Source organism: Paenibacillus sp. WG02 (assembly GCF_055396115.1).
In genome coordinates, this window is record NZ_AP036016.1 from 1,154,065 (window position 1) to 1,180,948 (window position 26,884).

Here is a 26,884-nt window from a genome sequence, read left to right on the forward strand (position 1 = left end):
GAATTGTTGTAGAGAATACAACATTGGTAACCACTATAGCCCATTTGCCCTCTCGACTAAGGCTGGCGTAAGCTGGTTATGTTTTGCATAAGCAAGAAGTTGATTGTTATAGACTCTTCACATGCTCTTGAGCAGATAAACCCGGCCCCATCATGTCTTCGAAATGACGTAATGCTCAATTCCGTCTAGGATTCTTTCGAGACCGAAATCGAATTCATACCCATATAAGTTCTTATTGTCGTCCTCGCTCTTCTCTTCGGCGGAATATGCCCCCGCTTGAACGACTGGCTGCAGATAAGGGTAGCGTTCGGAGGTAACCAGTTGTTTAAGCATTGCACTATAGTCGACTCCAGGGACCGGTCCCGTGTTAACGCCTGTCCGGATCGCCCGATCTATATCCCGTTTAAAAAAGCCGTAAACACGTGCTTGATTTGTTAATAAGACGACAATTGAAATTTTTTCTTGATGATTTAAAGGAAGTTCATTCATTATCTGCAAAGCCCAGTCAACAATCCGCAAGTTGTTTGGCGTCATCGGGACACCCGAGATAGGGATATCGCAAAGCCACGGATGGTCAAGGTAACAGAGGACAATGGTCCGAACAAAATTGAACATATTTTCACGCCAATGTGCAGATTCGCTTTCTGCTGAGATGAAGATATCGCACACGGCGTCCTGCATAAGAAGCACAAGATCATCCTTGCTTGGAACGTACCGGTAGATAGACATGGTCGTATATCCCAAGGATGCAGCGACTCGATTCATAGAAACGGCGGAAAGCCCGTCCTTATCTGCTATGGCAATGGCCGAATCAACGATTTGCTTCAGACTCATTTCCCGTTTCGGTCCTCTCTGGGGCGGTTTGACTAGCCCCCAACTGAGAGCCACACCGCGTGGCAGACCTCCTTCAAATTCGTTATCCATAGAATCGCCCTCCTTCATTACTGCATTTCTGCTTTAGACAGTACAACGTTCAAAATTACATCTGAATTTACCTAACTTAAACAAATCAAAAATTAAAGTCAAGATTCTTGCTTTAGGTGTCATTTTCCCTTTGCAAAATTCCTATTGTTTTTTAATTGTATGCGATATATACTGTTTATACAATACACAGTTATGAGTGACTGATTTTATTTTGACTTATTTTCAATAAATAATAGGAGTGAGACGAATATGACACAATCAAAACGAATTCTAATTTCCGGAGCTAGCATTGCAGGGCCAGCACTTGCCTATTGGCTGCACCGCTACGGTTTCGAAGTGACGATTGTAGAACGTGCCCCCGCCTTGCGTAAGGGCGGTTACGGGGTAGATATCCGTGGAGCGGCCATATCAGTGCTTGAACGAATGGGCATTCTCGAACAAGTTCGTGCGGCAGACACACACATGACAGGTGTTTATTTTGTGAACAGCAGCGGCAAGATTGAAGGTCGATTAAGTGAGGCGAGTATTGGGAACGAGAAGGGCATGGACATCGAAATCATGCGCGACGATCTGGGTGACATCTTGTACAATTTAACAAAGGATAAGGCTAACTACATTTGGGGGGATTCGATTACAGCCATTCAAGAAACTGAAGCGGGTGCAGAGGTTCGATTTGCCCATAGCAAGCCGCAGATTTTCGATATGGTGATTGGCGCGGATGGTCTTCATTCCAACGTTCGAAGGCTGACTTTTGGCGAAGAAGCACAGTTTAAGCGTACGCTTGGCTGCTATATCGCGATCTTTACCACTGATAATTATCTCAATCTTGATCACAATCAGCAGTTCTATACGATTCCCGGCAAAACGGTGGGCATATATAGCGCACGTGACAATACCGAAGCGAAAGGATTATTCATATTCAAATCGGGGAGCTTAACGTACGACAGACATGATGCGGAAGAACAAAAAAATCTTATCAACAGCGTCTTCGGTAACGAAATGGGCTGGGAAACACAGCATCTGCTGCATGCGATGAAAGACGCGCCAGATTTTTACTTTGATGAGATTTGCCAGATCCAAATGCCGACATGGTCCAAAGGTCGTGTTACGCTCGTAGGTGATGCGGCATATTGCCCGTCCCCACTTTCCGGTCAAGGTACTAGCCTTGCGCTAGTCGGAGCTTATGTACTCGCCGGAGAAGCTGAAGGCTGCTCAAGGTGATTACGCCAAAGCTTCTGCCCTCTACGAACAAGAGATGAGAACATTTGCGGAGAAGAACCAGAAGGTAGGACTTTTTGCAGCGGAAAGTATGGTCGAAAACTCACATTTCAAAATCTTGCTGCGCAATTGGATGCTGCGAGTGCCATTCCTGATGACCGCCATGTTTAAAATGGTTGTAAAAATGATTGCCAAAGCCGCTAAGGGGATCACACTAAAGGAATATGATTAGAAAAAAACACTCGAAAATTTAGAGACTACCATTAAACAAACGGAAAACATTAGTGAAATGTATGGATAGGAGCAGGCGCCGCGGCGACCTGCTCCTAAATTGTGATGTATCTTAATAAGCGGTCCAGCCAGCATCGGCCGTTACAACTGTTCCGTTTACGAAGCTTGCATCATCGGAGGCGAGGAATAACGCCACTTTCGCGATCTCTTCCGGCTCGCCTGCGCGCGGGTTGAGGTTGATGCCGGCCATCGCTCTTTCCATACCGAATGGGTTCGGGCTCGTGATGGATGTGCCAATGTTGGTATTGACGCCACCTGGCGCGATGGCATTACAGCGGATGCCTTTAGGCGCATATTGGAAACCGACGTTCTTCGTAAGACCGACGACCGCATGCTTCGCAGCTGTATAAGCCGCACCGGCGCGGGAGCCCATCAAGCCGCCTGCGGAAGCGATGTTAACGATGACACCTCTTTGTTTCTCCAGATAGATCGGAAGAACTTTGCGGATCGTTCTCATCGGGCCCGTTGTATTGATTGCGAAAACACGTTCCCACAGCTCGTCCGTCAGGTCTCCGGCTGGTACGAAGTTGTCCATAATGCCGGCGTTGTTAACGAGAATATCTACTGTTCCGTACTTCTCGACGGTTATATCAATAAGCGATTGGACGTCATCTTCATTAGCGACGTTAGCCGCAATTGCGAAAGCAATACCGCCTTTGGTGGTAATCCCGTCCACAACGGCTTGCGCGGCTTCAACGCGAAGGTCGGACACAGCAACTTTCGCCCCTTCTGCAGCATACAATTCCGCGATGGCTTTACCCATGCCTGAAGCGGCACCAGTAACAACAGCAACTTTTCCGGATAATCTCATGACGAAATCCCTCCATCATTTTCTTAATTATTTAACTTCATTTGATAAATCATCCTGGCTGTTCCAAAAAGATAATTAACACATGTTCAATAGAGAACATCCGTTACTTCGAGTATAATGAAGTATTGAAAGGGATTACAATCAGTAAAAATGGTGAGTTTGTCAGGTAACGAACAATTCAGCTAATTTTGTTTAATAAGTCGGAAAGAAAGGAATAACAGGCATGATCGACAAAGGGAAAAAAACGGACCGCCGCATCGTCCGCAGCCGGGCGGCCTTACGGCATGCGCTGCTGACGCTAATGGCGGACAAGCCGTTCAAGGCGATATCCATTACGGAAATCGTGGAGCTTGCGAATTATAACCGCGGGACGTTCTATTCCAATTATGAAAGCAAGGACGCACTGCTTGACGATATTATTTCCGACCTGATCGAGAAATTATTGCTCTCCTTCCGCGCGCCGTACGAGAAGGTAGAGTTCTTCCACGTCGATCAGCTCAAGGCGCATTCCGTTATGCTTTTCGAGCATATCTATGAGCATTCCGCGATTTACACCGTGTTTATGAAGAGCGACATGCTAATGGCGCTCCGGGAGAAAATGTTTATCGCGCTGAAGAAGATCTCCACTGAAGAGCTTGTCTATACAAGAAAAGACATCGATGAAGAACTGTTGATTATCTATTCGCTTAATGCGTTGCTGGGGCTTATATTCCATTGGGTGGAGAGCGGTTTTAAGCATTCTCCGGCTTACATGCAGGAGCAGTTGGTGAAAATCATCAACTATCATCCGACTGTTGCGAAGACCGCGATCAAAGGCTCAAGCTTATCCTAAGGGTAAGCTTGTTTTTGTGTACTTTTATGTTTAAATCTTACTTTGAGCATTCGGATTAAATACGGATACAGGTGATCATTATCTCAGCTGTAACCTGTTATTCATTTTCCGTTCATATTCGCTTCCTATACTTTAGTCATTACGAAGGAGGGAAGCACAATGTATCTAGCTATTCGAGAAATGAGGTTTGCTAAGGCACGGTATTCGTTAATCGCTACAATTATGGTGCTTGTTGCATTTCTTGTTCTGTTTGTCACCGGGCTTGCACAGGGGCTTGCGTATGACAACGCCGCTTCCGTTAAGAATATGGCTGCAACACATTTTGTCTTAGGACAGGACTCTAATCACCGTTTCACCCGATCCCAGGTCGATCAGAATCAGCTTGAAAAGGCTGGCTTACTAGTAGGAAAAGAGAATGCGGAGCCACTTGGTCTGAAAATGACAACGGTTGTTCCATCAGGAGAAACTGGGAAGATTGATGTTGCTTTGCTCGCCGTTAATCTCGAAAGCTGGCTGGCGCCAACAGTAACAGAAGGTTCACCCATCTCGGATCAGACCAAAGGACATGTTCTTGTTGACCAAAAGCTGTCTAATTCTGGAGTCAAAATTGGCTCAATCATTGTAGATCAAGCTTCGGGAACAAAATGGACAGTAAGCGGTTTTGTAAAAAACGAGTCATTCAGTCATGCTCCGGCTGTCTTTCTAAATAAGCAGGACTGGCTTAATCTTCAAGCGCAGACACTTACACGTCAAGGAACTGAATCAGCAGCAGACAGTAAAATTTACAATGCAGTCGCCATTAAAGCCTCGAAAGAAAAAGTTAAGGAGCTTCAGTCCGCGCTGCCCAATACGGAAGTGATAACGAAGTCTGAGGCAGTATCTGGGATTCCTGGTTACAAAGAAGAGCAAGGCTCGCTTATGATGATGATTGTATTTTTATTTGTAATCTCTGCCTTTGTCCTGGCTGTATTCTTTTATGTCATCACGATTCAGAAAACCAGTCAATTTGGTATATTGAAAGCCATCGGTACACGTACTGCCTATCTAGCTAGAAGTGTGACGCTGCAGGTATTGGTCTTATCGGTCGGCAGCTTGGTCCTTAGCGTCCTGTTGGTTCAATTGTTTGAGGCTGTATTGCCAAGTTCCATGCCATTTCAATTAGGCTTTTCCACCTTGGCACTTACTTGCCTGTCCTTTATAACAATGTCTTTGGCCGGTTCACTATTTTCGGTATGGAAAGTCGCCAAAATTGACGCTTTGGATGCGATTGGGAGGACAGCAGCATGAAAAACAGACTTGTATTACAGGAGATTACTCGGACTTTTGAGGATGGCGGTATGGAAAGAACGATTTTGGATAAGCTAAACCTCGAGGTGGCCGAAGGTGAACTAGTTGCGGTAATGGGCCCTTCAGGCTCAGGCAAAAGTACATTTTTGTCCATAGCAGGAGCACTTCTTGAACCAACGAGTGGGCAAGTTCTACTCGATGGAGAATCCATTATCGGTAAAGACAAGCAAGCACTTTCTGAACTACGACTTCAAAAAATCGGATTTATTTTTCAAAGCGCCAACTTGATACCGTACTTGAAAGTTGAAGAACAATTAGTTTTGGTAAGCAAGCTTGCCGGGATGGAAAAGGCGAAGGCAGCCAAACGAGCAAAAGAGTTACTCGATAAGATGGGATTGTCTCATCGACGAACCGCATATCCTGAGAAACTCTCAGGGGGGGAGCGTCAACGGGTAGCTATTGCTAGAGCCTTAATGAATGACCCAGCTGTCCTATTCGCAGATGAACCAACAGCAAGCTTAGATGCCTCACGAGGGCACGATATAGTGAGTATGATCGCGAAGCAAGTAAAGGATCAGCGAAAGAGCGCGGTTATGGTTACGCATGATGACCGAGTACTGCCTCTTTGTGATCGAGTGCTTTTTCTTGAGAATGGAAAACTAGTCGAAAAACAAAAAAAAAGTGCTCAAATCCCCGTTTCAATGTAGTTTGACGAGTAGTGGTAGCACAATAATAGCAGCGGCAGTCTAAGACTTATTTTTGAGTCCTAGTCCGCCGCTGTTTCTTTTGTGGGGTCCTCTTTACTACTCTTACTTCTAAAAGTATAATGAATCAAGAACATATGTTCTTGATTGGGGTGGAGTAATAATGAGTAGTAGTAATCGTGAGAATAAAAAGATAGCCAACATAATGGCTAATGCCTTACTTAACCAGCAATTTATTCGTGTAAAGATTTATAATGAGACTGGGGATGGGCAAATGACAGGTCTAATAACTAAAATTGATCAAGAGATAAGAAGAGTAAAGCTATCTCACGAAAATGGTACGGATTGGGTAGCATTTGACGATATCTTGAATGTAGAACTGGTTGAATAATACTTTTCCATAGGACAGTGCTAAAGGGAGGCATGCTGGGAGCTCTGCATGTCTTTTTCCTTTGGTTCGGTCTCAAGACGGAGTATGATTTCATACCCGGGTTTGAATAAATAACAGTGTCGTAATTATATAATGGAAACACGAGTATTATTCAGCCTGGAGACTGGGTTGTAGGGGAGGGAAAAGGATATGGTAAGTGCAAAAACAAATACGAACTTTTTGGATTCGTTTACCCATTCAACCGTAGTTTCGAAGGACGGAACAACAATTGGATACCAAAGTATAGGCATGGGTCCGAGTCTCATTGTCATCCACGGGGCGCTTAGTGCTTCGAATGATTTTACTAAGTTGGCCCAAGAATTGTCGGATTCTTTTACTGTCCATGTTATGGATCGACGTGGGCGCGGACTGAGCGGACCGCAAGGGAGTGATTACTCCATCAGTAAGGAATGTGAAGATGTTTTAAGCGTACAAGAAGCAACGGGAGCAACCTATGTATTCGGTCATAGCTACGGTGGCCTTGTAACCTTAGAAGCTGCGCGAACTAATACTTTTAAGAAAATGGCCGTCTATGAACCTGGCGTTTCAATTAAGTCGATACCAACAGATTGGGATTGGCTGACTGAATATGAAAATGATATGAATAAGAATGATTTTAGAGGGGCATTTGCCAGCTTTGTAAAGGGTGCAGCTCATTCGCCCTTAAAAAAGTTGCCGAAATGGTATGCAAAACTTATTTTACGTTCGGTGATACGCGGAGATCATTGGAGTCAAATAGAAAAACTATTGCCAGAAAATTTAATTGAGCACAGAGAAGTGAAACGTCTGGCATCCACTTTCAGTAATTACCAAATCATTGATGCGAATGTCCTATTAATTGCTGGGGGGAAGAGTCCTGATTCTGTGCATCAAATGATTCGAGTATTGGACGAAACCATTCCACAAACACAAACGTTGAACTTACCAAATCTAGATCATCTCTCTCCGGACAATAAATACGCACCAGTCGAAGTGGCACAGCACGTAAAGAGGTATTTTCTAAGTTGAGCTTTGGATTATGGAGGAGATTGCTATAGGCAGCTCCTTTTGGTTTATTGAAAAAAGAGGCAGATATTCTTAGTGGAAATAGGCAATAAAAGGAAAGAATGGGCTGCTTATTGAATTATTATAAATGCTAGAACATACTATTAACCGAAGTTTATAACTGGCACAAAAAATACTAGCAGGAAAATCGAAAGGGAGGAACCAACCTTGGCAAACGCCATCATAGAAGTTGACGGACTCGTCAAACGGTATGGGAAATTCACTGCGGTGAATGGAATTAATTTCAAAGTACGGGAGGGGGAAGTGTTTGGACTGCTCGGGCCAAATGGGGCGGGCAAAACGACAACGATGGAAATGATCGAAGGTCTGCGGAGACCGGATGAAGGGAGAGCACTTGTCGCAGGCTTCGATACGAAAAAGGAATTGAAGAAGGTCAAGGAAATCATCGGCGTCCAGCTCCAATCGACGTCACTATTTGACCTGCTCCATGTTCACGAGATCATCCGTATGTACGCAAGTTTTTATCCAAGCTCTGTGGAGATCGAGCCGCTGCTCGACGACATGATATTGCGGGAAAAAAAGAACGACCGCGTCAAAAACTTATCCGGCGGTCAGAAGCAGCGACTCGCCATTGCGTTGGCGCTCGTGAACGATCCAAAGGTGGTTTTTCTGGATGAGCCGACAACCGGACTCGATCCTCAAGCCCGGCGTACGTTGTGGGATATCGTGCTCCGCCTGAAGGAGCGCGGTAAGACTGTGGTGATCTCAACGCACTACATGGAAGAGGCTCATGTGCTTTGCGACCGCATCTGCCTCATGGATAAAGGACAAATCGTTGCGCTGGACACGCCGGAGCAGCTCGTCCGAAGCCTGCAGTCAGATAGTGCCATCGAGTTTCGCTTGCCGGAGCAGATTCGAGAAGATGAGACGCGCAAGCAGGAAGTGTTGACGCTTGTCCAGTCATTGCCTGATGTGAAGCAAGTTGACCAGCGCAAAGACACGTTTGTGCTGTACACGGATCATTTGCAGAATGCGCTGACCGCATTTGTGCAACAAGCTGCTGAGCAGAATATCCGAGTTTCCGATTTGCAAACGCGCACGGCAACGCTCGAGGACGTGTTCATCCACATGACGGGAAGGAGCTTGAGAGAAGAATGAAAGCGTATCGTCAATTGACCTTAGCCCAGTTGCGTCTATTTGGGCGAAATCGGCAAGTATTATTTTGGACGCTCGTTTTTCCGATCTTTTTCATGGCGATGCTTGGTTCATTCTTAGGAAAAGGGGACAGCACATCGCTCTCCGTCACTGTAATTGACCAAGACCAAACGACTGCGTCTAAGGCGCTTTTATCATCGATGAAACAGCTATCCATATTAAAATTAACTGAAGGCTCAGATCTCAACGCGGCGATGAAAGATCTTAAGCATGGCGATCGGCAGCTTGTCGTCTCTGTTCCAAAAGGGTATGAAGCTGCTGTGAGCGCTAAAACCCCCTCTGCGGAAGGCTCCAAGCTCACCGTCTATTACGATGAAACAAGCCAAACAACCAATCAGATCGGGCTCCCGATCATGTCTCAAATCGCCGATGGCATTAGCAAGCAGATCTTGGGTTACACCCCTGTCATCACGATTCAATCACAGGCGGTCCAATCTCTTAACCTGAAGTATATCGATTTCCTCGTCCCAGGCATCGTTGCTATGATGATTATGAATAACAATCTGAACGGCGTCGCCGGCCAAATCGCATCATGGCGCGAGCGGGGTATCCTACGGCGTCTTCAGAGTACGCCGCTTCAACCTCGGAGCTTCATTGCCGCGCAAATCACGGCCCGATTGCTGTTGAACGGCTTGCAGGCGGTAATCGTACTTCTAATCGGCAGCCTAATTTTCGGAACGCAGGTGAACGGTTCGTGGATACTTCTCCTCATGTTCGTCATAATCGGTACACTGACGTTCATGTCGATCGGCTTTATCATCGCCGCGCTCGCCAAAACACCGGAAAGCGCGGGCCGATTGCCGGCTTCGTCTCTTTCCCGCTTCTGTTTCTAGGCGGCGTCTTCTTTCCAATCAAGAATATGCCTGACTGGCTGCAGCCCATAGTCAAGTTGCTGCCGATCTCGCATCTGTCCACAGCACTGCGCCAAATCATGAATGTCGGAGCTTCGCTTGCCGACGTGTGGCATGAAGCCGCGCTGCTTGGCGGCTGGATGCTTGTAGCTTTCATTATTGCCAGCCTAACATTCAAGTGGGAGTAACGAAAAATAAAAAATATTATCCATGTATACTTTGCTTTTTCTTTGGCAATAATATAAATTATTGCGTTAAAAACGGAAAAGAAAGAAACCTGTTTACCGGATAATGTTCGTATTAAAAAATGCATCCATATTGGAATTGAAATTAAATGAAGTATCGCCTGCAATATGGTTAATTTCTCCTTTCAGGTAAGACGCAAGAATGAAGAAGCTGAGATCAATGATCCAGCTTCTTTTTTGTTTAGACTAACTAAAACACATACTGCAGATTAGTAGGTGAAATTTGCATGTTGATAGCAGAAGTAAGTGAGAAATTTGAATTGTCACAGGATACACTCCGCTATTATGAACGAATTGGACTTATTCCACGGGTGAACCGCAATAAAAGCGGAATCAGAGATTATACGGAAGAAGACTGCAGATGGGTTGAATTTATCAAATGTATGCGAGGCGTAGGTCTTCCAGTTGAAAATTTGATTGAGTATGTTGGGTTGTTTCAACTAGGTGATGAAACCATGAAGGCTAGAAAAGAACTCCTAGTCGAGCAGCATAAGCAGCTCATAACAAGAATGGAAGATATGAAGAAAGTGTTGGCACGCCTAGATGATAAAATTGCCAGATATGAACAGACAATCGTTGAAAAAGAAAAAACACTAAAGAGAACGCAAGATTAATTCTGTGAACTTGAATAAGTTGGTAAGGTATTATTACACAGTTCTCGAGTGTTATGAATCATTGGTCTAGCAAAGGCCTTCTGCTGAAAAGCGGGAGTCCTTTGCTATCTTACCGTAGATTACCATGAACAAAATTTCAATACAGATTACACATTTGTTCATAACCGTGTTATTATATGCAAGTAATTCTTAATTTGAATATGAGATAGGTGAGATGGAAATGATGGAGTTAGCAAGAATGATTGACCATACGCAATTGCGCGCGGATGCAACACAAGCTGAAATTACACAAATCATTGTAGAGGCGAAGAAGTACGAATTTGCTTCAGTGTGCGTTAACCCGACGTGGGTATCGTATGCAGCTGAGCAATTAGCCAATAGTAACGTAAAAGTATGTACGGTAATCGGATTCCCATTAGGAGCAACAACTTCCGCAACCAAAGCATTCGAAACGACGAACGCAATCACGAACGGTGCGACAGAAATCGATATGGTTATTAACATTGGCGCCCTGAAAGATGGGAATAATGATGTTGTCGAGAATGACATTAAAGCAGTTGTCGAAGCAGCGGCTGGCAAAGCGATCGTGAAAGTGATAATCGAAATTTGCCTTTTAACAGAAGAAGAAAAAGTACGCGCATGTGAGCTTTCAGCGAAAGCTGGTGCTGATTTCGTGAAGACGTCAACGGGGTTCTCGACTGGTGGCGCAACTGCTGAAGGTATTGCCCTTATGCGTAAAACGGTCGGTCCAGACATGGGTGTTAAAGCGTCGGGTGGCGTTCGCAGTCTTGAAGATATGCAGAAGATGATTGTGGCTGGAGCAACACGAATCGGTGCGAGTTCTGGCGTGAAAATTATGGATGGCGGCGTATCAACATCTTCGTATTAGAAGGAGGATTTTACGATGAAGGAACAATTGATAAGGTGATCACAAGATTGAAGCCATCGCCATTGTCGCGGATACGGAAGGTCCGGTTTCACCTTGCGGTGCATGCAGACAAGTATTAGCTGAGTTCTGTGATGAGCATACTAAAATATATTTAACCAATCTTCATGGCAACACGGAAGAATGGACGATGGCACAACTGTTGCCGGGATCATTCACTCTGAAACATATGTAAACGCTTAAAAGTAGTTAAACACATTAATTTACAACTAGGAGATACACCATGAAATATCTAATTGCTCTGTTGGGACTGCTCGTTGTGTTTGCACTTGCTTTCGTCGCAAGTAACAATAAAAACAAAATCCGATATCGCCCGCTGATCGTGATGGTAATCTTACAAATCATTCTCGGATATGTATTGTTGAATACGTCTGCAGGAGCTCTCTTAATTAAAGGGTTTTCATCCGTTTTCGAGAAACTTTTAACTTTCGCTGCGGAAGGCGTGAACTTCGTATTTGGCGGAATAGTTAATGAGGGCTCATTCACGTTTTTCTTGAACGTATTGCTTCCAATCGTGTTCATTTCCGTGCTGATCGGTATTCTGCAGTACACAAAAATTTTACCGATTGTTATTAAATATATTGGTCTTGTTTTGAGCAAAGTTAATGGGATGGGTAAGCTGGAGTCCTATAACGCAGTTGCTTCCGCGATTTTGGGACAATCTGAAGTGTTCATCTCAGTGAAGAAACAAATTGGTCTGCTTCCGCAACAACGCCTGTATACGTTGTGCGCTTCGGCAATGTCGACCGTATCAATGTCGATCGTTGGGTCATACATGACGATGATTGACCCTAAATACGTTGTAACAGCACTTGTCCTTAACTTGTTTGGCGGATTCATCATTTCGTCAATTCTTAACCCGTATACGGTTTCGAAAGAAGAAGATATTCTTGATGTTCATGAAGATGAGAAACAATCCTTTTTCGAGATGCTTGGTGAGTACATCATGGACGGCTTCAAAGTTGCAATTATCGTTGCGGCAATGTTGATCGGTTTCGTAGCTTTGATCGCCTTAATCAACGGCATTTTCGACGGAATCTTCGGTATTTCGTTCCAACAATTCCTCGGTTATATTTTCGCACCATTCGCATTCGTCATGGGTGTTCCGTGGCACGAAGCAGTTGAAGCGGGAAGTATTATGGCGACGAAGATGGTTTCCAACGAATTCGTGGCGATGCTTGATCTTGGCAAACATACTGCAATGTCAGCAAAAGCAATTGGTATTGTTTCGGTGTTCCTGGTTTCGTTCGCGAACTTCTCATCAATCGGCATCATCGCCGGCGCTGTGAAGGGTCTTCATGAAAAACAAGGTAACGTTGTAGCTCGATTTGGCCTGAAATTGCTATACGGTGCGACGATGGTCAGCCTCCTATCTGCAACGATTGCCGGCATATTCTTATAACACGTTAGTGCATATGTTGAGTCCTTCATTGGACTCAATTTCTTATACGGTAACGTCACTGTAATCAGAATTAGACAATCTATGAAATGTGAGGCGAATTCCCCATGAGAATGGTTGATCTTATTGAGAAAAAGCGCAATGGGAATGAATTGACTACCGAAGAAATCAATTTCATTATTCAGGGTTTCACGAAAGATGAAATTCCAGATTATCAAATGAGCGCATTTGCTATGGCTATTTTCTTCCAAGATATGAATGATCGGGAACGTGCGGATTTGACGATGGCCATCGTTAATTCCGGTGATACTATCGATTTGTCCGCTATTGAAGGCGTGAAGGTAGACAAGCACTCCACAGGCGGAGTAGGCGATACGACGACGCTAGTTCTAGCACCACTCGTTGCTGCGCTCGATATTCCTGTTGCGAAGATGTCCGGCCGAGGACTCGGTCATACTGGCGGCACGATTGATAAATTGGAAGCTTTAGAAGGATTCCATGTTGAAATCAGCAAAGAGGAATTCGTGAATTTGGTGAATAAGGACAAGATCGCCGTAATCGGTCAGTCCGGTGACCTGACGCCAGCAGATAAGAAACTGTATGCACTTCGCGATGTAACGGCAACGGTCGACTCCATTCCGCTGATTGCAAGTTCGATTATGAGTAAAAAAATTGCTGCGGGTTCAGATGCCATTGTATTGGACGTGAAGACCGGCGCTGGCGCGTTCATGAAGACCGTTGATGATGCCAAAGAACTTGCGCATGCGATGGTAAGCATCGGAAACAACGTGGGCCGCAAGACGATGGCTGTCATTTCTGATATGAGCCAACCGCTTGGATTCGCGATCGGGAACGCGTTGGAAGTTAAAGAAGCGATCGATACGTTACAAGGTAAAGGTCCTAAGGATTTAGAAGAACTATGTCTTGCGCTTGGTCGTCAAATGGTATTCTTAGCTAATAAAGCAAGCTCGCTTGAGGAAGCGGAAGACATGCTGAAAGAAGTCATCCGTAACGGCAAGGCGCTGCAAAAATTCAAAGAATTCGTTGCAAACCAAGGCGGCAACGCTTCATTGGTCGATCATCCCGAGAATTTGCCGCAAGCGAAATATTTAATCGACGTGCCTGCCCGTGAAGACGGCGTTGTCGCTGAGATTGTAGCCGATGAAATCGGCACTGCTGCTATGCTGTTAGGAGCAGGTCGTGCGACGAAGGAATCGCAAATTGATCTCGCTGTAGGTCTTATGTTAAATAAAAAAATCGGTGACCGTGTCAAAGAGGGAGAATCGCTAGTTACCATTCATGCGAATCGCGAGAATGTTGATGAAGTAATCAAGAAAATTTATGACAATATTCGAATTGCAGATCATGCGGAGCCTCCTGTATTGATTTACCATATCGTGACCGAGTAATAGACTTTTATTACGAAGCTGTAACAATAATTGAGCATACAAATAATAGCCCATCAAACACAATTATTGTGGTGGCGGGCTATTTGAAGTGAATTTATATGCATGATAAGGTAATGAAAACTTTTAAAGTTAATAATTTAAACGGCAAAGGAGACTACAAAAATGAGTTGTAAGGCAAAATAAAAAGCACCACTTAGGTGCTTTAAGCTGAACTGATATTTCAGCACTTGGGGCTGCGTAAGCCCATATAAGTGTTTATAACGACATTAATCGATTCAGAAAAAGCTGATCTTTTTTCACACCTGTTTTTTGTACACTCTCATTGCAAAGAAATAGGCTACTAACAAAATTCCGACGCACCAGGCAAGAGCGATCCATATATCATTGCCCACCGACTGACCCGACAGTAGTGCACGGATGGCCTCCACGATCGAGGTCACCGGTTGGTTTTCGGCAAAGGCTCGAACGACCGACGGCATCGACTCGGTCGGCACAAACGCCGAGCTGATAAACGGCAGGAAGATGATCGGGTAGGAAAAGGCGCTTGCACCGTCCACCGTTTTTGCAGACAGTCCGGCAATCGCCGCGACCCAAGTTAATGCCAAGGTAAACAGAGCGAGTATGCCGGCTACTGCAAGCCATGACAATATCCCCGCGGACGAACGAAAGCCCATAACGAGCGCTACGAGAATGATGACGACAACCGATAGGGCGTTGGATACCAGCGAGGTCAGCACATGCCCCCACAGTAAGGTGGAACGTGAAATAGGCATGGTGTGAAACCGCTCGAATATGCCTCGTTGCTTATCCAAAAACAGGCGGTAAGCCGTATAGGATATACCGCTTGCAATCGCAATCAGCAGGATACCGGGCAGCAGGTAGTTCACATAGTTATCCGTACCGGTTTGGATTGCGCCGCCAAACACATAGACGAACAGCAGCATCATCGCAATCGGCGTGATACAGACCGTGAAGATGGTGTCCATACTGCGGAAAATATGGCGCATGGAACGTCCAAGCATAACGCCCATATCGCTGAAAAAGTGTTTCTTTACCGTCTCCATTTATTTTCCCTCCTTTTTGCCGACGATTGCGAGGAATATCTCCTCTAATGTCGGCTGTTTTTCAACATACTCCACCTTTGCGGATGGGAACAGCTTTTTTAGATCCGAGAGTGTGCCGCTGGCGATAATCTTACCCTCATGCAGAATAGCAATTCGGTCGGCAAGCTGCTCAGCTTCCTCCAAATACTGCGTGGTCAGGAGTACCGTCGTACCGCCGCCCGCCAGCTCCTTGACAATCTTCCAAACCTCGATGCGTGCCTCGGGGTCAAGCCCAGTGGTCGGTTCGTCGAGGAAAATGATCTGTGGTTTTCCCACAAGGCTCAAGGCGATGTCGAGTCTGCGGCGCATACCACCCGAATAAGTAGACGCCCTGCGGTCGGCGGCGTCTGTCAAGCCGAAGCGTGTAAGCAAGTCGTCCGCAACCTGACGCGGATTTTTGAGGTATCGCAGCTTGGCAATCATAATCAGATTTTCCCGTCCGGTCAAAATTTCGTCCACGGCGGCAAATTGCCCGGTCAGGCTGATTGCCTGCCGCACATTCTCGGGTTTTGACGCAACATCGAATCCGTTTACGATGGCGGTTCCGCTGTCTTGTTTGAGCAGGGTAGTGAGTATTTTAACAACCGTTGTCTTACCAGCTCCATTAGAGCCAAGTAAGGCGAAAATACTGCCTTTTTCAACCTCAAAATCTACACCTTTTAGGACCTGAAGATCCTTATAAGACTTTTTCAGCCCCGTTACTTTAATTGAAGTGTTTTGCATATTTTTACCCCCCTTTTAAATTACAGTAACCTTTGACAGATCGACATCTAAGCCCTTAAGAGAGGCATAAGTCAACTTATCCATCATCGCTCCGTCAAAGCAGATCTTTTTAATGAGGCGAAAATATTTCTTCGTCAACGTAAAACCTGGAAGAAAAGATACATTTTTAAGCGTTGCGCCCCTGAACGAAACATCGGTTAATGCAGCTTTGTCAAACTTAACGCCGATAAACGTCTGTCCGTCAAAACATAGCCCGCTCAGATCAGAGTACTTGAAGTCAACCCCATCAAATATACAACCTTTAAAAATCGTTTTTCTAAGATCGGTTGTCGTTAACGTAACGTCAGTTAGTCTTATTCCTGTGAATTTAACTCCGTCTAGCCCCGAACTGCTGAAATTGGTTCGTACAAGGATCGACTTATTGAAGCTTGCATTTGTCAGGTCAAGCGCGGAGAAGCTGCAGTCCGTCAGATTTGCACCGTCAAAATTAGCTTCACGTACGTCGCTGCCCTTAAACGAACTGCCGGTCAAATCTGCACCAGAAAAATCGGAACCGTGCAATGCGCTACCTTTAAACTGTCCTTTATGGGCCGTAACGCCTGCAAAGTCGCTTTTCACTAGGTTGCTTCCGCTAAAGTTTGTCACTACTTGCCGTTCCAGCGAGCGGGAGAGGTTGGCGACCTCCAGAATCGTTTGTTCGAAGTCGCCGATGCTCTCAATGGTCATATCAAACGCTGTTTCATCGTCTTTGCCCGCGGCTTTGAGTTCACGATATCGCTCCTGCAAATCGGAGTGCAGGTCCGCCTTTAATTCGGTGACGCTTTTTACCCCATCGTATGGCGTGAAAACGCCGTTTACATAGTTCGTTAATTTCTGATTCATCTTATCCAGTCTCCTTTATAATAAATTTTCTAGTACGCGCTTCGAATACTCCCAATTGCTTTTGTTCCGTGTGTAAGCATCCTTGCCTTTTTCGGTAATTCTAAAATACTTGCGCCGTCCGCCCTGAGATTCATCGCCCCAATACCACTCGATATCGCCGTCTGTTTCAAGCCGCCGGACGCTGGAGTACATCGTGGCTTCCTTTAATTCATACTCACCGCCCGAGCGCTCGGCGATCAGTTTGACAATCTCGTACCCGTAGCGGTCAGCTTCGGATAAGAGCCGTAAAATCATCGTATCGGTATGTCCGCGCAGCAGGTCGGATGTAATTTTGTTCTCGCTCATTTCATCACCTCCGTGTTTTTATAATACGAAATACTACTATGACTGTCAAGGTAGTATTTCAAATAAAATACTTTGTTTGAAAAGAAAAGTTTCTGCGTACATGAAATCAGCCAGTATAAAGAACATAAATATACCGATGCCCACTTCGACTTATACATCGGTGTAGGCATCGGTATGAATGTAGTAATTTGCGCAATATAACCCTCAATTTCCGAGCAGACCTTGGACCTGAATACCATCTTGCTGTCCTACATGACTATGACTTTATCAACCGCCACCGCGCATAGAAGCTCGTCGAACTCTTCAATGATCAGTAGGAGGGATTAGATTTCACCCTTGTTGATGCTTTGAATGTATTTGACCTGGTACGTAACAGCATTACTTTGATTTCTTTTGTTCTCCAGTTTTACCTGATGACGTGGCATGCTTTGGGTTGTTAGTGTCTTTAGTTTTGCTCATGTTTATTGTTCACCTCCGGTCTTATTCCATAAAAGTATTTCTCCAAACCGCAATCCTTATTAGAAGGCTCTGTTAAATTTATGTTATAAAGCACCATAAACTAAAGCCATTGCACACAAAATGAGGAAAATATTATATGATTGAAGAAAATGGCTTCTAAATTCTATGAGGAGGTTGGCTGATTTGAAAAGAATAGGGATTATTGTTGGTAGTTTAAGAGGGAATTCGTTTAATCAAATGATTGCGAATACGATCCCTGAACTCGTAGATTCCGCGAAATATGAATACATATCGATTGAGAATCTTCCCTTGTATAACGCGGATTTGGATCATGGAGAAGGGCCAGACCCAGTTATGCATTATCGTGAGGCGATTCAAAAGACGGATGGTATCATCATCGTTAGCCCAGAGTATAACTCAGGAATACCGGGTGTACTAAAAAATGCACTGGACTGGGCATCGACACCAACCAAAACAGCCGTCCTAATTCATAAGCCTGCAGGTGTGATAGGTGCAACGCCTGGCGCAAAAGGAACGATTCTGTCGCAGCAGCAAATTAGGCAAACGTTGGATGCCACCCAGTCATATGTTATGCCGTCTCAAAAAATGTATATATCTCAAGTTTTGGATAAGATTGATTCAGATACTCGCAAGCTCATAGATGAAACGACCCGCAAATATCTGCAGCGCTATGTACAATCGTTTATGCAATGGATAGACCAGGTACAACGGCTGAATGAGTAGTACAGGTTCTACATCACATACAGATTTCATAGTTGATTGAATAGTAGAAGAAGTTAAAAGCAGGTTTTCCTGACTTAACAAACAGAGACGAATTGGAGGAGCCTGCAGCGAAGCAGCTCCCTCTTTCTCATTGAAGTAACGGGCAGGATACTTGATATCCCCACCAAGGAATAATATGTATATAAATGTTGAGAAGAGAGGATTAGAATGGACGATAAAAACGTGACTGTCCCGATGGCTTTACTGTAGCTAGGAATTTTGAGCAGGACGAAATCCTGCGAATAATCGAGCATTCGTGATAAAACTGAATCGTACCGAGGAAGTTCAATAAAAGGCTTTATACAAACGATGAAGGAGCTATCGCGATAGCTCCTTTTGGAATGTATTTGACCATGTGCGTGGGAGGGTATGCCGCAACGAACATTGAGCAAATTCAGGCATTTCTTACCTAAACGGCTGAATATAAGGCGGAAATAGAGGAGGCAGCGCGAGAAGGTGCTGTTTATTTAACAGAATCACCTTATTCGAAAATTGTGGGTTCTAACGTTTTAAAGCGTGTTAGAATTGATGCAAGTTATATGACTGGAATGATAAGATAGACTATTTAAGTAAGACCAGGGGATCAGCTTGCTGCCTTGGTCGCCGTCACTGCCACTGACTTGTCGCGTGTTCAAATCTTGATTACAACATAGAGCAGCTCTCAACTTAATGACAAGGTGGGGGCTGCTTGACGCTTACGCTGTAACGAATGCTCACTTCTTTCTCCTCCTTTGACTCCTCTTAGGTCCGTTTCCTTGCCGCATATTTTTTATATTTTTTCACCCCGGGAATCAGCCTGATATCGCTTTCCAATAGTTCTTTGTCGCTTACGATCCAGGTATGGCCAACGGAGCTTTCCCTCCGGATGGCAACAAAATGATATCTACCTGCGGAGAATATTTTAAAGCCCTTTGCCAGGCTGTCCTGGCAAAACTTGTCGTCTTCCCCAACCGTCAGGTTTGAAAAACGGACCTTTTTAAATACCTTTTTTTTGAAAACCAACGTAGCGCCGGGCAGGATAGACACAAACTTTTTTTCGTCATTGGGATAACGGAGAATAAGTGCTTTTGATTCCTTAAGCCAGACAAAATGCGCACGTTTGCCGATGATATCCGCATGGCTTTTTTTAAATGCCCGCATACAATCCTTTAAATAAGCGGGTGCATAATAATCATCATCGTCAAATTTCGCTACAATCCCGTGCCTGGATTTTCTAACCCCCAGATTTAAACATTTCCCCAACGATTTTTTTTCCGGAAGACGGTAAACCGATATATGTTTATATTTTTTTGCCATTTTTCGATAGATGTTAATGTCGAAGTCGTCGTTGTTTAGAATAATAATAAGCTCCTTTTTTTTCCATGTTTGCCTCTTGTAGTTTTTAAATATATTTTTTTTAAAATGCGCCCGATTCGTACTAGTGATGATGGAAATCCCCCGGATATCAGCCGCCTCCCTCCAATGAAAAAAGCCCTATACTGTACAGTTATATGGTCTATTGATAAAAGAGAGACGGCGCATGCAGCGGTTAATTCGCGGAAGAACGCCTTATAAAATAATCGCAAAAAAATCCCTGTTTTCTTGATCGAAGTTCTCTTCGAAAGAAAAGCGAAAGGGAGGGCTATTCTGTTTATTTTACGAGTTTGTCTGCTGTCGCGGTTATGGAAGGGTGCAGGTATCCTTGTCGTTGTTATCATTGGAATATTTATTTCGTATCATTGCGCTAACAAAAAGCTATAGCTTCCTAGAAATTATCCGATTTGTAATTTTACAGCTCATGTGTTAAAGCCGCACGCTCTTTATTCTTTGTTCGGCTTGGAAGCTAATTCCCTCCATCAAGGTTTCCTGCTTTCCGGTCAATTCGGTGCAAGTGAACTCGAAAATCAGTTAAAATCAGCATCGACAGACGAAGATCGGACTACCTATCTTTGTACATTCTTAACGAAGAAAATGGAAGAAACGGATAAACGGGATGAATTGATTGAACAGACGTTGGAATTTATTCGAGAACGGGTTTCTTCCATTTCGGTGAAAGATATCGTGGCTGCTTTTCATATCTCGGAGCGGCAGAAGCGATTTGCCCGTGTTGTAGGTATGTCGCCTCAACTATATATCAGGATTGTGCGCGTGAATGAGGCGTTGCAGATGATGAAGTCGGGGTGCTTTGAGCGGTTTGTGGATATAGCCAGCGCGCTTAATTATTTCGACCAGTCACATTTTATCCGTGATATCAAAGCCTTCTCCTGGGTAAGTCCCAAAAGCATCATGATGAAGGTAAGAGAATTTCATAGTGACGAAGCAGGCGCTTCTTATTTATAGCAAAGTGTTGGCTTAATACAATTTTTTGCAGCTCCGATTTCTTATGTTTGGGATAGAACATAAGGAGAGGAGTTTTTTTATTGAAAGTTATGGAGTTCCAAGTTGATCGTCCTGTACGTCCAACGTGATTTTGAGTAAAAGATACGTTCATCTTCATGTTTTAGAATAAATGGACGGCATTTTACAAGTATAAGCAGCGGACTTAGAACTACAATATAATCAACTTAAACCAAGGAGTGACAAAAAATGAGAAAAATCAAAATGTTAAACAGAGTTTCGTTATCGCTGGGGAAGGTAAACCGTTGTTCCAGCATGTACACCAGTTCGATCTTTCTCTTGTAGAGGCGAGAGCCTTCCAATCAGGTAACGTAGTGCTCCATTACGAACTCAAGAAGTGATCACTTAAGCATCTCTCGGGCAAGAGAGTTCAAGAAACCGTTATTACGTTAACGGGTGACGATAGCACTTTATGAGTCCATTCTACATGAAAAAAAGCACCTTATTCAGGTGCTCAAAGAATTAACTTCTAGTTTTAACAGCTAACCCACTAAAAGAAATCGGACCAACAACATCAGCTCTTGTATTTGCGGTTTGGTTTTCCGCGGTCACGGTATAAACATGATTTCCTGAACTTACATTTCTATCGATTGCCTGAAATGTAACAGCATAGTTTTGTTCAGAAGCAGCAGATTCAATCCCTTGTAATGTATTGAAAATTTCTCTGCCATCGCGGAAGATTCTAAAGAGAATTTGAGCAATGCCCGTAATACCCCTTACACCAACTGTTGCAACCAGTTCAACCCGATTAGGTTGAGCATTGACCGATGGAATTCTTATACGAATGGATGCAAGGAGAACCCTTTTTGGGGAACGTGGGATAATGAAAGACTTTGATAAGTTAAATCTACGAAGCGGCTGAACGGCTTGTTTATCAAGAATACGCACCAAATTAATCACTCCTATTTTTTGATACCTCAATATATGAAAAAAATAGTAGAGTGATTGTGTGTATGATCTAAGCTAGCATTGATTAATGACTATTAAGTCGCCTTTTTTGTAATAATTAGACGATCGTATTCTCTCTTAACCTTCCCCTTTTGAAGGATTAAATAATGAACCTATTGGGTTGGATGAACTGAAAGATACTACGGACTTCAATTTACTAACACGAAGATGTAATTACCGTCTATCCGCGCTCAACCGCAAAAAAAGGTTGGTTTTGGGCGTTAAAAGTGTTATTAATAGAATTTCGATTGAAGTAACAAATAACTAAACGTATTCTGTTCATCAGTGATTTTCATGTTGATTAAAACGAATGAGCAGACCCTCGTGTCTGCTTATTTTATTGAACTAACGGACCAACTGGCCCGCAGGGTCCAGCAAGTACAACTGGGGCTACGGGTGCAACAGGACCGCAAGGTCCTGTGGGGCCAGCAGGAAGCGGATCGGGGTAAGAGAGCGGATGAACGCATGTATCGGATGAAGAAAGATGCTATGCCGAATACGTAAAAAAGAAGTCGACCATCTCGTTGGTCGGCCTCTAATTATTCTATTGCGCGGTAAGGATCTGTGGACCTTCAGCCGTGATGGCGATCGTATGCTCGTATTGGGCGGCGAGCTTGCGGTCCAGCGTCCGCGCGGTCCAGCCGTCCGCATCGATTGTCATGTAGTAGGTGCCTTCGGTGATCATGGGCTCGATCGTGAACACCATGCCTTCCTTGATGCGGAGGCCTTTGCCGGGCTTGCCGACATGCATATAGTTCGGCGCCTCGTGCAGGTCCCGGCCGATGCCATGCGCGAGAAGGTCGCGCACGACGCCGAAGCCGTTCGATTCGGCATGCCGCTGGGTCGCGCTCGTCACGTCGCCGAGCCGATTGCCGGGCTGCGCCTGCGCGATGCCGAGGTCAAGGCATTCCTTCGTGACGCGCATCAGCTTCTCGGCCGTCGGCGAGATCTTCCCGACCGCATAGCTCCAGGCCGAATCGCCGAGCCAGCCGTCGAGCTCCGCGACCGTGTCGATCGTTACGATATCGCCTTCCTCAAGTGGCTTATCGCTAGGGAAGCCATGCGCGATCACGTCGTTGACGGAGGCGCAGGTCGCATATTGATAGCCCTTGTAGCCCTTCGTGTAGGGCTTGGCGCCGTGTTTCAAGATAATGTCCTCGAAGATGCGCTCAATCTCGTTCGTCGTGATGCCCGGTTGAATGAGCGGGGTGATTGTGCGATGGCATTCGGCCACCACTTGGCATGCCTTGCGGATGGCCTCGATTTCATGCTTGCTTTTTAAGATGACCATGTTCGTATCAGGACTCCTTCGTAATGGCTTGCATCGCGAGCTGGGCGATTCGATCGACGTCCAGCTCGGAAGTGCCCGCATAGTAGTGCAGTCCGCAGCAGCCGACCAGCACAGCAAGCATATGGTCGACGCTGTCGTCTTCGCGTTGGGCGATCGATTGGAGCGGAACGTACAGCCGTTCCATGAATCGTCTCTTGGCGGCGTGCCGATCCTTCTCAGGCAAGCCTGCATAATGCTCCGCCGCCATCTTGTAGACGAGATATGCGCGGGCGTCCGACTGCCACAGCCGGAGCAGCGCCTTGCAATACGTCAACAGCTGCCTGTCATCCGGGCTGCCGCCGCTGATGTTCGCCCATTCTGCCAGGGCTTGCTCGCATCGCTCGAAGCCGCTGCCCAGCACATCTTCTATCAATAAATGCCGGTTGGGGTAATAATGGTACACCGTGCCGTAACCGATCTCGGCCTCGCGGGCGACGTCGCGAATATCAAAGCTGCCGCCCGTGTTGAAGTAGGTGCGCGCGGCGGCGTCAAGGATCTGTTCACTGCGCTGCATGCGGATGAGTTCATTTTGTTCTTTGGTACGGGGGCACATGGACGCGTAAACCTCCTTGTATAGACCTGCAAATTTGTCGATATAAAAATTGTAACGCATGGGGCGGGGATAAGCAAATTATCTTTGAAAGAAAATAAAGTTCTTTAATTGAAAATAAAGTTCTTTAGTGAACTGAACATAGACAGACCACCAGGCAGGTAGTTGCGGAGGCGGTGGTGTTCTGGGAGTGGCGATCCGTGGTGATTTAGAATCACCGCGGGTTTTGTTTTATCGCAAGAAAAAGGAGATACATGGTAAAGTGGAGGAGGAGGAGGAGTGGCGGGCAGGATAGTTTAAGATCATGAGCGGTGAATCGTATCATAAGTGACGGCGAAAAATTGGGTATGGGTAAGGCGGCGGAGTATCCTTGCTTTCATGCGCGGAGAGGTCAATTGTATTCCATAACCCAATATTTTTCGTGCGGATTACCTTCTTCAACGACTTTCTTCCAGCCCTTACTCTCATAAAATTTCATCGCCGCGTGATTTTCTGATACGCACTTCAATCTGATCGGTTTTTTCATTTTTTCTATAGAGGCATGGAGCAACAGACCACCAACACCCTTACCGGAGAAATCGGGGTGGACGAATAAATTATGGATAAAGTTATCCGGCAAATACAGAGAAGCAAATCCGAGGATTTGATTATTCTCCTCTACTAAAAAGATATACTCTCCTTCTGTATGCTTATCAAAATCATCTAAAGTCATTGTTTCTATATCCGCCCAATGAAAACTTTTACGACGGGATTCCAAATATATCTTTCTTAAAGCTGGGTAGTCAAATTCATTTGCTACTCTAATATTCACATCTTCACTCTCGCTTCCTTTATATAATATGCACCATGATAAGAGAAATGGGGGGATTCTATTTAACGTGACAACTTTTCTGATTCACAGTGTTATTGTGACATTTACGCCTGGGCCAACGAATATTATTATAGACGACAAAAGCTAATTTGTTCAACGGAGAACGATACTAGAGGAGCTTATATCGATGGAGCTCCGGACGCTGAAAAGGAGTGAAGAATGGTTTATCGAAGAAAGCCTATGAGCAGTACATCGGAACCTAACCTGGACTTTTTTACGTTTCAACTCGAAAAATGGTCCCATCATCACGAAAGTAATAGGCGATATCATCCGTTCTCGTGCTTAGTCTTACGGATTTCTTAGTGAACTTTTCGATGATTCCGCGATCTACTTCGCAGTAAACACCATCGGCGTCCGTCTGCAACACGGTAACCGGGGTTTGAGATAATGCTGCAACAAATAGATCCGCATCCGTTTCAAGCATCTTATACAATAGGGTCGACCTCACCTTCGGATAGGTCAATTGCGACCGCTTTATACCAAATTATACTTGAGTATATGCAGGAGCTGCTATTGAAGCGGCTTCTTTTTTATTTCTAGTTCAAGTATCGGGTACTTTAATACTAAACCACGAAGTTGGAGGGAATAATAACCACAACAAATTATTAAAACAAGGGAGTATAGCATATGAATTCAAGCCATGTACCATTGACATCATCAGAAATAGGAAACTTGTGGATGACTTATCAAGAAAAAACAATGTTATTGAGGTTCTTAGAGTATTTCCTTGAACATGCTGAGGATGAAGAAATTCAACAAATCTTAAAGTCGACTTACGATTCAACGCAACAAAGTGTAGAGTCCATTAAACATATTTTCCAACAAGAAGGAGCCGTTATTCCACTTGGCTTTACGGAGAATGACGTTAATAAAGGAGTTCCTAAGTTATTCGATTTTCTATATGAACCCATGTTTTTACATATGATAAGCAAGATAGAAGCTAGTCTTTTTGCATTGTACTCAACGATGTCCTATCGTAAAGACATAAGACAACTATTTAAGCAATTAACAGCAAACGCACAAGAAATGTTTGACCAATGTGCCCAATTTCTTTTAGATAAAGGGGTTCTTGTCCGCCCGCCTTTTATGACAATGCCCAAAGAAGTTACCTTTGTTAAAGATAAAAATTATTTATCAGGGTCTAATTTGCTAAGGGAAACAAGAGCATTAAATGCCATTGAAATTTCCCTTATACATCATGCCATAGAGACCAACCTTACAGGCATGCAATTAATGATTGGTTTCGCCCAAGTAGCTAATGATACGAAAGTAAAAGAATATTTTGTTGAAGGAATGAAATTGTCTAAGGAAGTTGAAACAACACTAGGTGAATATTTACGTCAGGATTACATAGAGCCGCCTGCTACTCATGCAGGGAAAGCGACGAATTCTACGGTTGCTCCATTTTCGGATAAGTTAATGATGTATATCACTAACTTGTTAGGATCATTTAGTATTGGGAGCAATGCACTTGGTGGAGCTTTTAGTTTGCGAAGTGATTTGCTGGTGACGATGGCTCGACTTACTTCGAAAATTGTGCCTTTTATCAAAGACGGTGGAGAAATAATGATCAAAAACGGATGGATGGAGGAATCACCACAAGTTGAAGATAGAAGACAACTAACTAAATCGTGATGAAGATATGACGAACAAGTAAGCTGCCGCAATGTCATTGGGCAGCTTGTTCCGTCATTTTTGAGCTTAGATGAAAAGGTGGGATTGACTGTTAATTCGGCAATTTGAGGAGGCAATAGTGTTTAAAAAGAGGTTTCGAGGTAGTGGAGAAAGGGGAAAGGATATTGCCTTGCCGAGTCAATCCTCATGGAACTTGAATCATGGGCATTCGGTTCATCAATCAGTTATGTTTCTCATATAGTATTCAATAATATCTTTTCGACGAATAATTCCAATGAAAATATTTTGGTCATCTACAACGGGAACAAAATTTTGATCAGCTGCAAGTGCCAGCATATCCTCCATGTATGCGTTAATCGAAACGGACTCATTGTGAATATGCTTCTCGATTTCGCTCACTTGCACTTGATCCAAATTATCAAAATGAATCCCAGGTGTATTCTTTAACGCCCACAACAGATCACCTTCCGACAATGTACCTGTATATTTCCCATCATTATCAACAAGGGGAAGAGCCGTGTAATAGTGATTTTCTAATTGTTCCAATGCTTCCCGCATGGAAGCTGACGATGTGATAAAGGCAACTTTGTCTTTAGGTAATAGAAAAGAGGCTATTTTCATAGTTATAAACTCCTTTTCTCTCAAATTTCAATCAATGATATATTAATTAAAACATAAATAGCTTTCAAGTGCATTGG

At 44.4% G+C, this 26,884-nt stretch carries 27 protein-coding genes and 3 pseudogenes; 17 read left to right on the forward strand and 13 right to left on the reverse strand.

Features of this window, described 5'->3' with window-relative positions; translation table 11 throughout:
* Positions 1-150: 150 nt before the first annotated feature.
* Positions 151-924, reverse strand: coding sequence for a TetR/AcrR family transcriptional regulator (locus tag ACBP55_RS05565; RefSeq protein ID WP_464650364.1), 774 nt, complete (start codon positions 922-924; stop codon positions 151-153).
* A gap of 249 nt (positions 925-1,173) precedes the next feature.
* Here ACBP55_RS05565 and ACBP55_RS05570 point away from each other — a divergent pair.
* A pseudogene (locus tag ACBP55_RS05570) lies at positions 1,174-2,374 on the forward strand (FAD-dependent monooxygenase).
* Positions 2,375-2,485: 111 nt separating this feature from the next.
* Here ACBP55_RS05570 and ACBP55_RS05575 read toward each other — a convergent pair.
* Complete coding sequence (locus ACBP55_RS05575; RefSeq protein WP_464650366.1) at positions 2,486-3,244, reverse strand: SDR family oxidoreductase; 759 nt, start codon at positions 3,242-3,244, stop codon at positions 2,486-2,488.
* 223 nt (positions 3,245-3,467) lie between these two features.
* On the opposite strand from ACBP55_RS05575, the gene ACBP55_RS05580 reads away from it, so the two are divergent.
* The 12 genes and pseudogenes from ACBP55_RS05580 to ACBP55_RS05635 all read left to right on the forward strand — a co-directional run bounded on the left by ACBP55_RS05580 (position 3,468) and on the right by ACBP55_RS05635 (position 14,181).
* Positions 3,468-4,076, forward strand: coding sequence for a TetR/AcrR family transcriptional regulator (locus ACBP55_RS05580; protein WP_464650368.1), 609 nt, complete (start codon positions 3,468-3,470; stop codon positions 4,074-4,076).
* 159 nt (positions 4,077-4,235) lie between these two features.
* Positions 4,236-5,363 carry an ABC transporter permease gene (locus ACBP55_RS05585; RefSeq protein WP_268616462.1) on the forward strand — a complete coding sequence of 376 codons (1,128 nt, stop codon included), beginning with the start codon at positions 4,236-4,238 and terminating at the stop codon, positions 5,361-5,363.
* Positions 5,360-6,070: an ABC transporter ATP-binding protein gene (locus tag ACBP55_RS05590; protein WP_464650370.1), complete on the forward strand. Its 711-nt coding sequence runs from the start codon at positions 5,360-5,362 to the stop codon at positions 6,068-6,070. Before ACBP55_RS05585 ends, ACBP55_RS05590 begins: the two co-directional genes overlap by 4 nt.
* 160 nt (positions 6,071-6,230) lie before the next feature.
* Positions 6,231-6,458, forward strand: coding sequence for a YolD-like family protein (locus ACBP55_RS05595; RefSeq protein ID WP_464650371.1), 228 nt, complete (start codon positions 6,231-6,233; stop codon positions 6,456-6,458).
* Positions 6,459-6,647: 189 nt separating this feature from the next.
* Positions 6,648-7,505, forward strand: a complete 858-nt coding sequence (locus ACBP55_RS05600; RefSeq protein WP_464650372.1) for an alpha/beta fold hydrolase — start codon at positions 6,648-6,650, stop codon at positions 7,503-7,505.
* 204 nt (positions 7,506-7,709) lie between these two features.
* Entirely contained in the window at positions 7,710-8,660 is a 951-nt protein-coding gene (locus ACBP55_RS05605) for an ABC transporter ATP-binding protein (RefSeq protein WP_464650374.1), read from the forward strand.
* A pseudogene (locus ACBP55_RS05610) lies at positions 8,657-9,756 on the forward strand (ABC transporter permease). The gene ACBP55_RS05605 and the pseudogene ACBP55_RS05610 overlap by 4 nt, the downstream one beginning before the upstream one ends.
* A gap of 284 nt (positions 9,757-10,040) precedes the next feature.
* The gene (locus tag ACBP55_RS05615) at positions 10,041-10,427 is read left to right on the forward strand and encodes a MerR family transcriptional regulator (RefSeq protein ID WP_464650375.1); all 387 of its coding nucleotides are present in this window, start codon (positions 10,041-10,043) and stop codon (positions 10,425-10,427) included.
* Between the two features lie 223 nt (positions 10,428-10,650).
* On the forward strand, positions 10,651-11,316 hold the full coding sequence (gene deoC / locus ACBP55_RS05620; RefSeq protein WP_464653241.1) for a deoxyribose-phosphate aldolase: 666 nt from the start codon (positions 10,651-10,653) through the stop codon (positions 11,314-11,316).
* A 34-nt stretch (positions 11,317-11,350) separates the two neighbouring features.
* Positions 11,351-11,548: pseudogene (locus tag ACBP55_RS05625) on the forward strand (cytidine deaminase family protein); the annotation flags it as partial.
* A gap of 48 nt (positions 11,549-11,596) precedes the next feature.
* Positions 11,597-12,775, forward strand: coding sequence for a NupC/NupG family nucleoside CNT transporter (locus ACBP55_RS05630; protein WP_173189259.1), 1,179 nt, complete (start codon positions 11,597-11,599; stop codon positions 12,773-12,775).
* A gap of 104 nt (positions 12,776-12,879) precedes the next feature.
* On the forward strand, positions 12,880-14,181 hold the full coding sequence (locus ACBP55_RS05635) for a pyrimidine-nucleoside phosphorylase (RefSeq protein WP_464650377.1): 1,302 nt from the start codon (positions 12,880-12,882) through the stop codon (positions 14,179-14,181).
* 296 nt (positions 14,182-14,477) lie between these two features.
* On the opposite strand, the gene ACBP55_RS05640 is transcribed toward ACBP55_RS05635, so the two are convergent.
* The 4 genes from ACBP55_RS05640 to ACBP55_RS05655 are packed head-to-tail and all read right to left on the reverse strand — an operon-like array spanning position 14,478 to position 17,234.
* Positions 14,478-15,245: an ABC transporter permease gene (locus ACBP55_RS05640; protein ID WP_464650379.1), complete on the reverse strand. Its 768-nt coding sequence runs from the start codon at positions 15,243-15,245 to the stop codon at positions 14,478-14,480.
* Positions 15,246-16,007, reverse strand: a complete 762-nt coding sequence (locus ACBP55_RS05645) for an ABC transporter ATP-binding protein (protein ID WP_464650381.1) — start codon at positions 16,005-16,007, stop codon at positions 15,246-15,248.
* Between the two features lie 15 nt (positions 16,008-16,022).
* Complete coding sequence (locus ACBP55_RS05650) at positions 16,023-16,889, reverse strand: pentapeptide repeat-containing protein (protein ID WP_464650383.1); 867 nt, start codon at positions 16,887-16,889, stop codon at positions 16,023-16,025.
* A 15-nt stretch (positions 16,890-16,904) separates the two neighbouring features.
* On the reverse strand, positions 16,905-17,234 hold the full coding sequence (locus tag ACBP55_RS05655; RefSeq protein WP_464650385.1) for a PadR family transcriptional regulator: 330 nt from the start codon (positions 17,232-17,234) through the stop codon (positions 16,905-16,907).
* A gap of 642 nt (positions 17,235-17,876) precedes the next feature.
* Between ACBP55_RS05655 and ACBP55_RS05660 the strand changes: the two genes are divergently transcribed.
* Positions 17,877-18,437 carry an NADPH-dependent FMN reductase gene (locus ACBP55_RS05660; protein WP_464650387.1) on the forward strand — a complete coding sequence of 187 codons (561 nt, stop codon included), beginning with the start codon at positions 17,877-17,879 and terminating at the stop codon, positions 18,435-18,437.
* A 780-nt stretch (positions 18,438-19,217) separates the two neighbouring features.
* On the opposite strand, the gene ACBP55_RS05665 is transcribed toward ACBP55_RS05660, so the two are convergent.
* On the reverse strand, positions 19,218-19,919 hold the full coding sequence (locus tag ACBP55_RS05665; RefSeq protein ID WP_464653242.1) for a glycosyltransferase family 2 protein: 702 nt from the start codon (positions 19,917-19,919) through the stop codon (positions 19,218-19,220).
* A 336-nt stretch (positions 19,920-20,255) separates the two neighbouring features.
* Between ACBP55_RS05665 and ACBP55_RS05670 the strand changes: the two genes are divergently transcribed.
* The gene (locus tag ACBP55_RS05670) at positions 20,256-20,795 is read left to right on the forward strand and encodes a helix-turn-helix transcriptional regulator (protein ID WP_464650391.1); all 540 of its coding nucleotides are present in this window, start codon (positions 20,256-20,258) and stop codon (positions 20,793-20,795) included.
* A gap of 519 nt (positions 20,796-21,314) precedes the next feature.
* Here the strand turns inward: ACBP55_RS05670 and ACBP55_RS05675 are convergent.
* Positions 21,315-21,743, reverse strand: a complete 429-nt coding sequence (locus tag ACBP55_RS05675; RefSeq protein WP_464650393.1) for an exosporium protein C — start codon at positions 21,741-21,743, stop codon at positions 21,315-21,317.
* A gap of 381 nt (positions 21,744-22,124) precedes the next feature.
* Between ACBP55_RS05675 and ACBP55_RS05680 the strand changes: the two genes are divergently transcribed.
* Positions 22,125-22,304, forward strand: a complete 180-nt coding sequence (locus ACBP55_RS05680; RefSeq protein WP_464650395.1) for a hypothetical protein — start codon at positions 22,125-22,127, stop codon at positions 22,302-22,304.
* 40 nt (positions 22,305-22,344) lie between these two features.
* On the opposite strand, the gene map is transcribed toward ACBP55_RS05680, so the two are convergent.
* From map to ACBP55_RS05700, 4 genes are all read right to left on the reverse strand, one after another.
* Positions 22,345-23,091 (reverse strand): type I methionyl aminopeptidase, encoded by a 747-nt coding sequence (map, locus tag ACBP55_RS05685; RefSeq protein WP_464650397.1) that lies wholly within the window; start codon positions 23,089-23,091, stop codon positions 22,345-22,347.
* Between the two features lie 7 nt (positions 23,092-23,098).
* The gene (locus ACBP55_RS05690) at positions 23,099-23,683 is read right to left on the reverse strand and encodes a TetR/AcrR family transcriptional regulator (protein ID WP_464650399.1); all 585 of its coding nucleotides are present in this window, start codon (positions 23,681-23,683) and stop codon (positions 23,099-23,101) included.
* A gap of 388 nt (positions 23,684-24,071) precedes the next feature.
* Complete coding sequence (locus ACBP55_RS05695) at positions 24,072-24,491, reverse strand: N-acetyltransferase family protein (RefSeq protein WP_464650401.1); 420 nt, start codon at positions 24,489-24,491, stop codon at positions 24,072-24,074.
* Between the two features lie 274 nt (positions 24,492-24,765).
* Positions 24,766-24,984, reverse strand: a complete 219-nt coding sequence (locus tag ACBP55_RS05700; protein WP_464650403.1) for a hypothetical protein — start codon at positions 24,982-24,984, stop codon at positions 24,766-24,768.
* Positions 24,985-25,178: 194 nt separating this feature from the next.
* On the opposite strand from ACBP55_RS05700, the gene ACBP55_RS05705 reads away from it, so the two are divergent.
* Complete coding sequence (locus ACBP55_RS05705) at positions 25,179-26,186, forward strand: DUF3231 family protein (RefSeq protein ID WP_464650405.1); 1,008 nt, start codon at positions 25,179-25,181, stop codon at positions 26,184-26,186.
* 216 nt (positions 26,187-26,402) lie between these two features.
* Here the strand turns inward: ACBP55_RS05705 and ACBP55_RS05710 are convergent, their stop codons facing one another.
* The gene (locus tag ACBP55_RS05710; RefSeq protein WP_029193810.1) at positions 26,403-26,807 is read right to left on the reverse strand and encodes a CBS domain-containing protein; all 405 of its coding nucleotides are present in this window, start codon (positions 26,805-26,807) and stop codon (positions 26,403-26,405) included.
* Positions 26,808-26,884 lie beyond the last annotated feature (77 nt).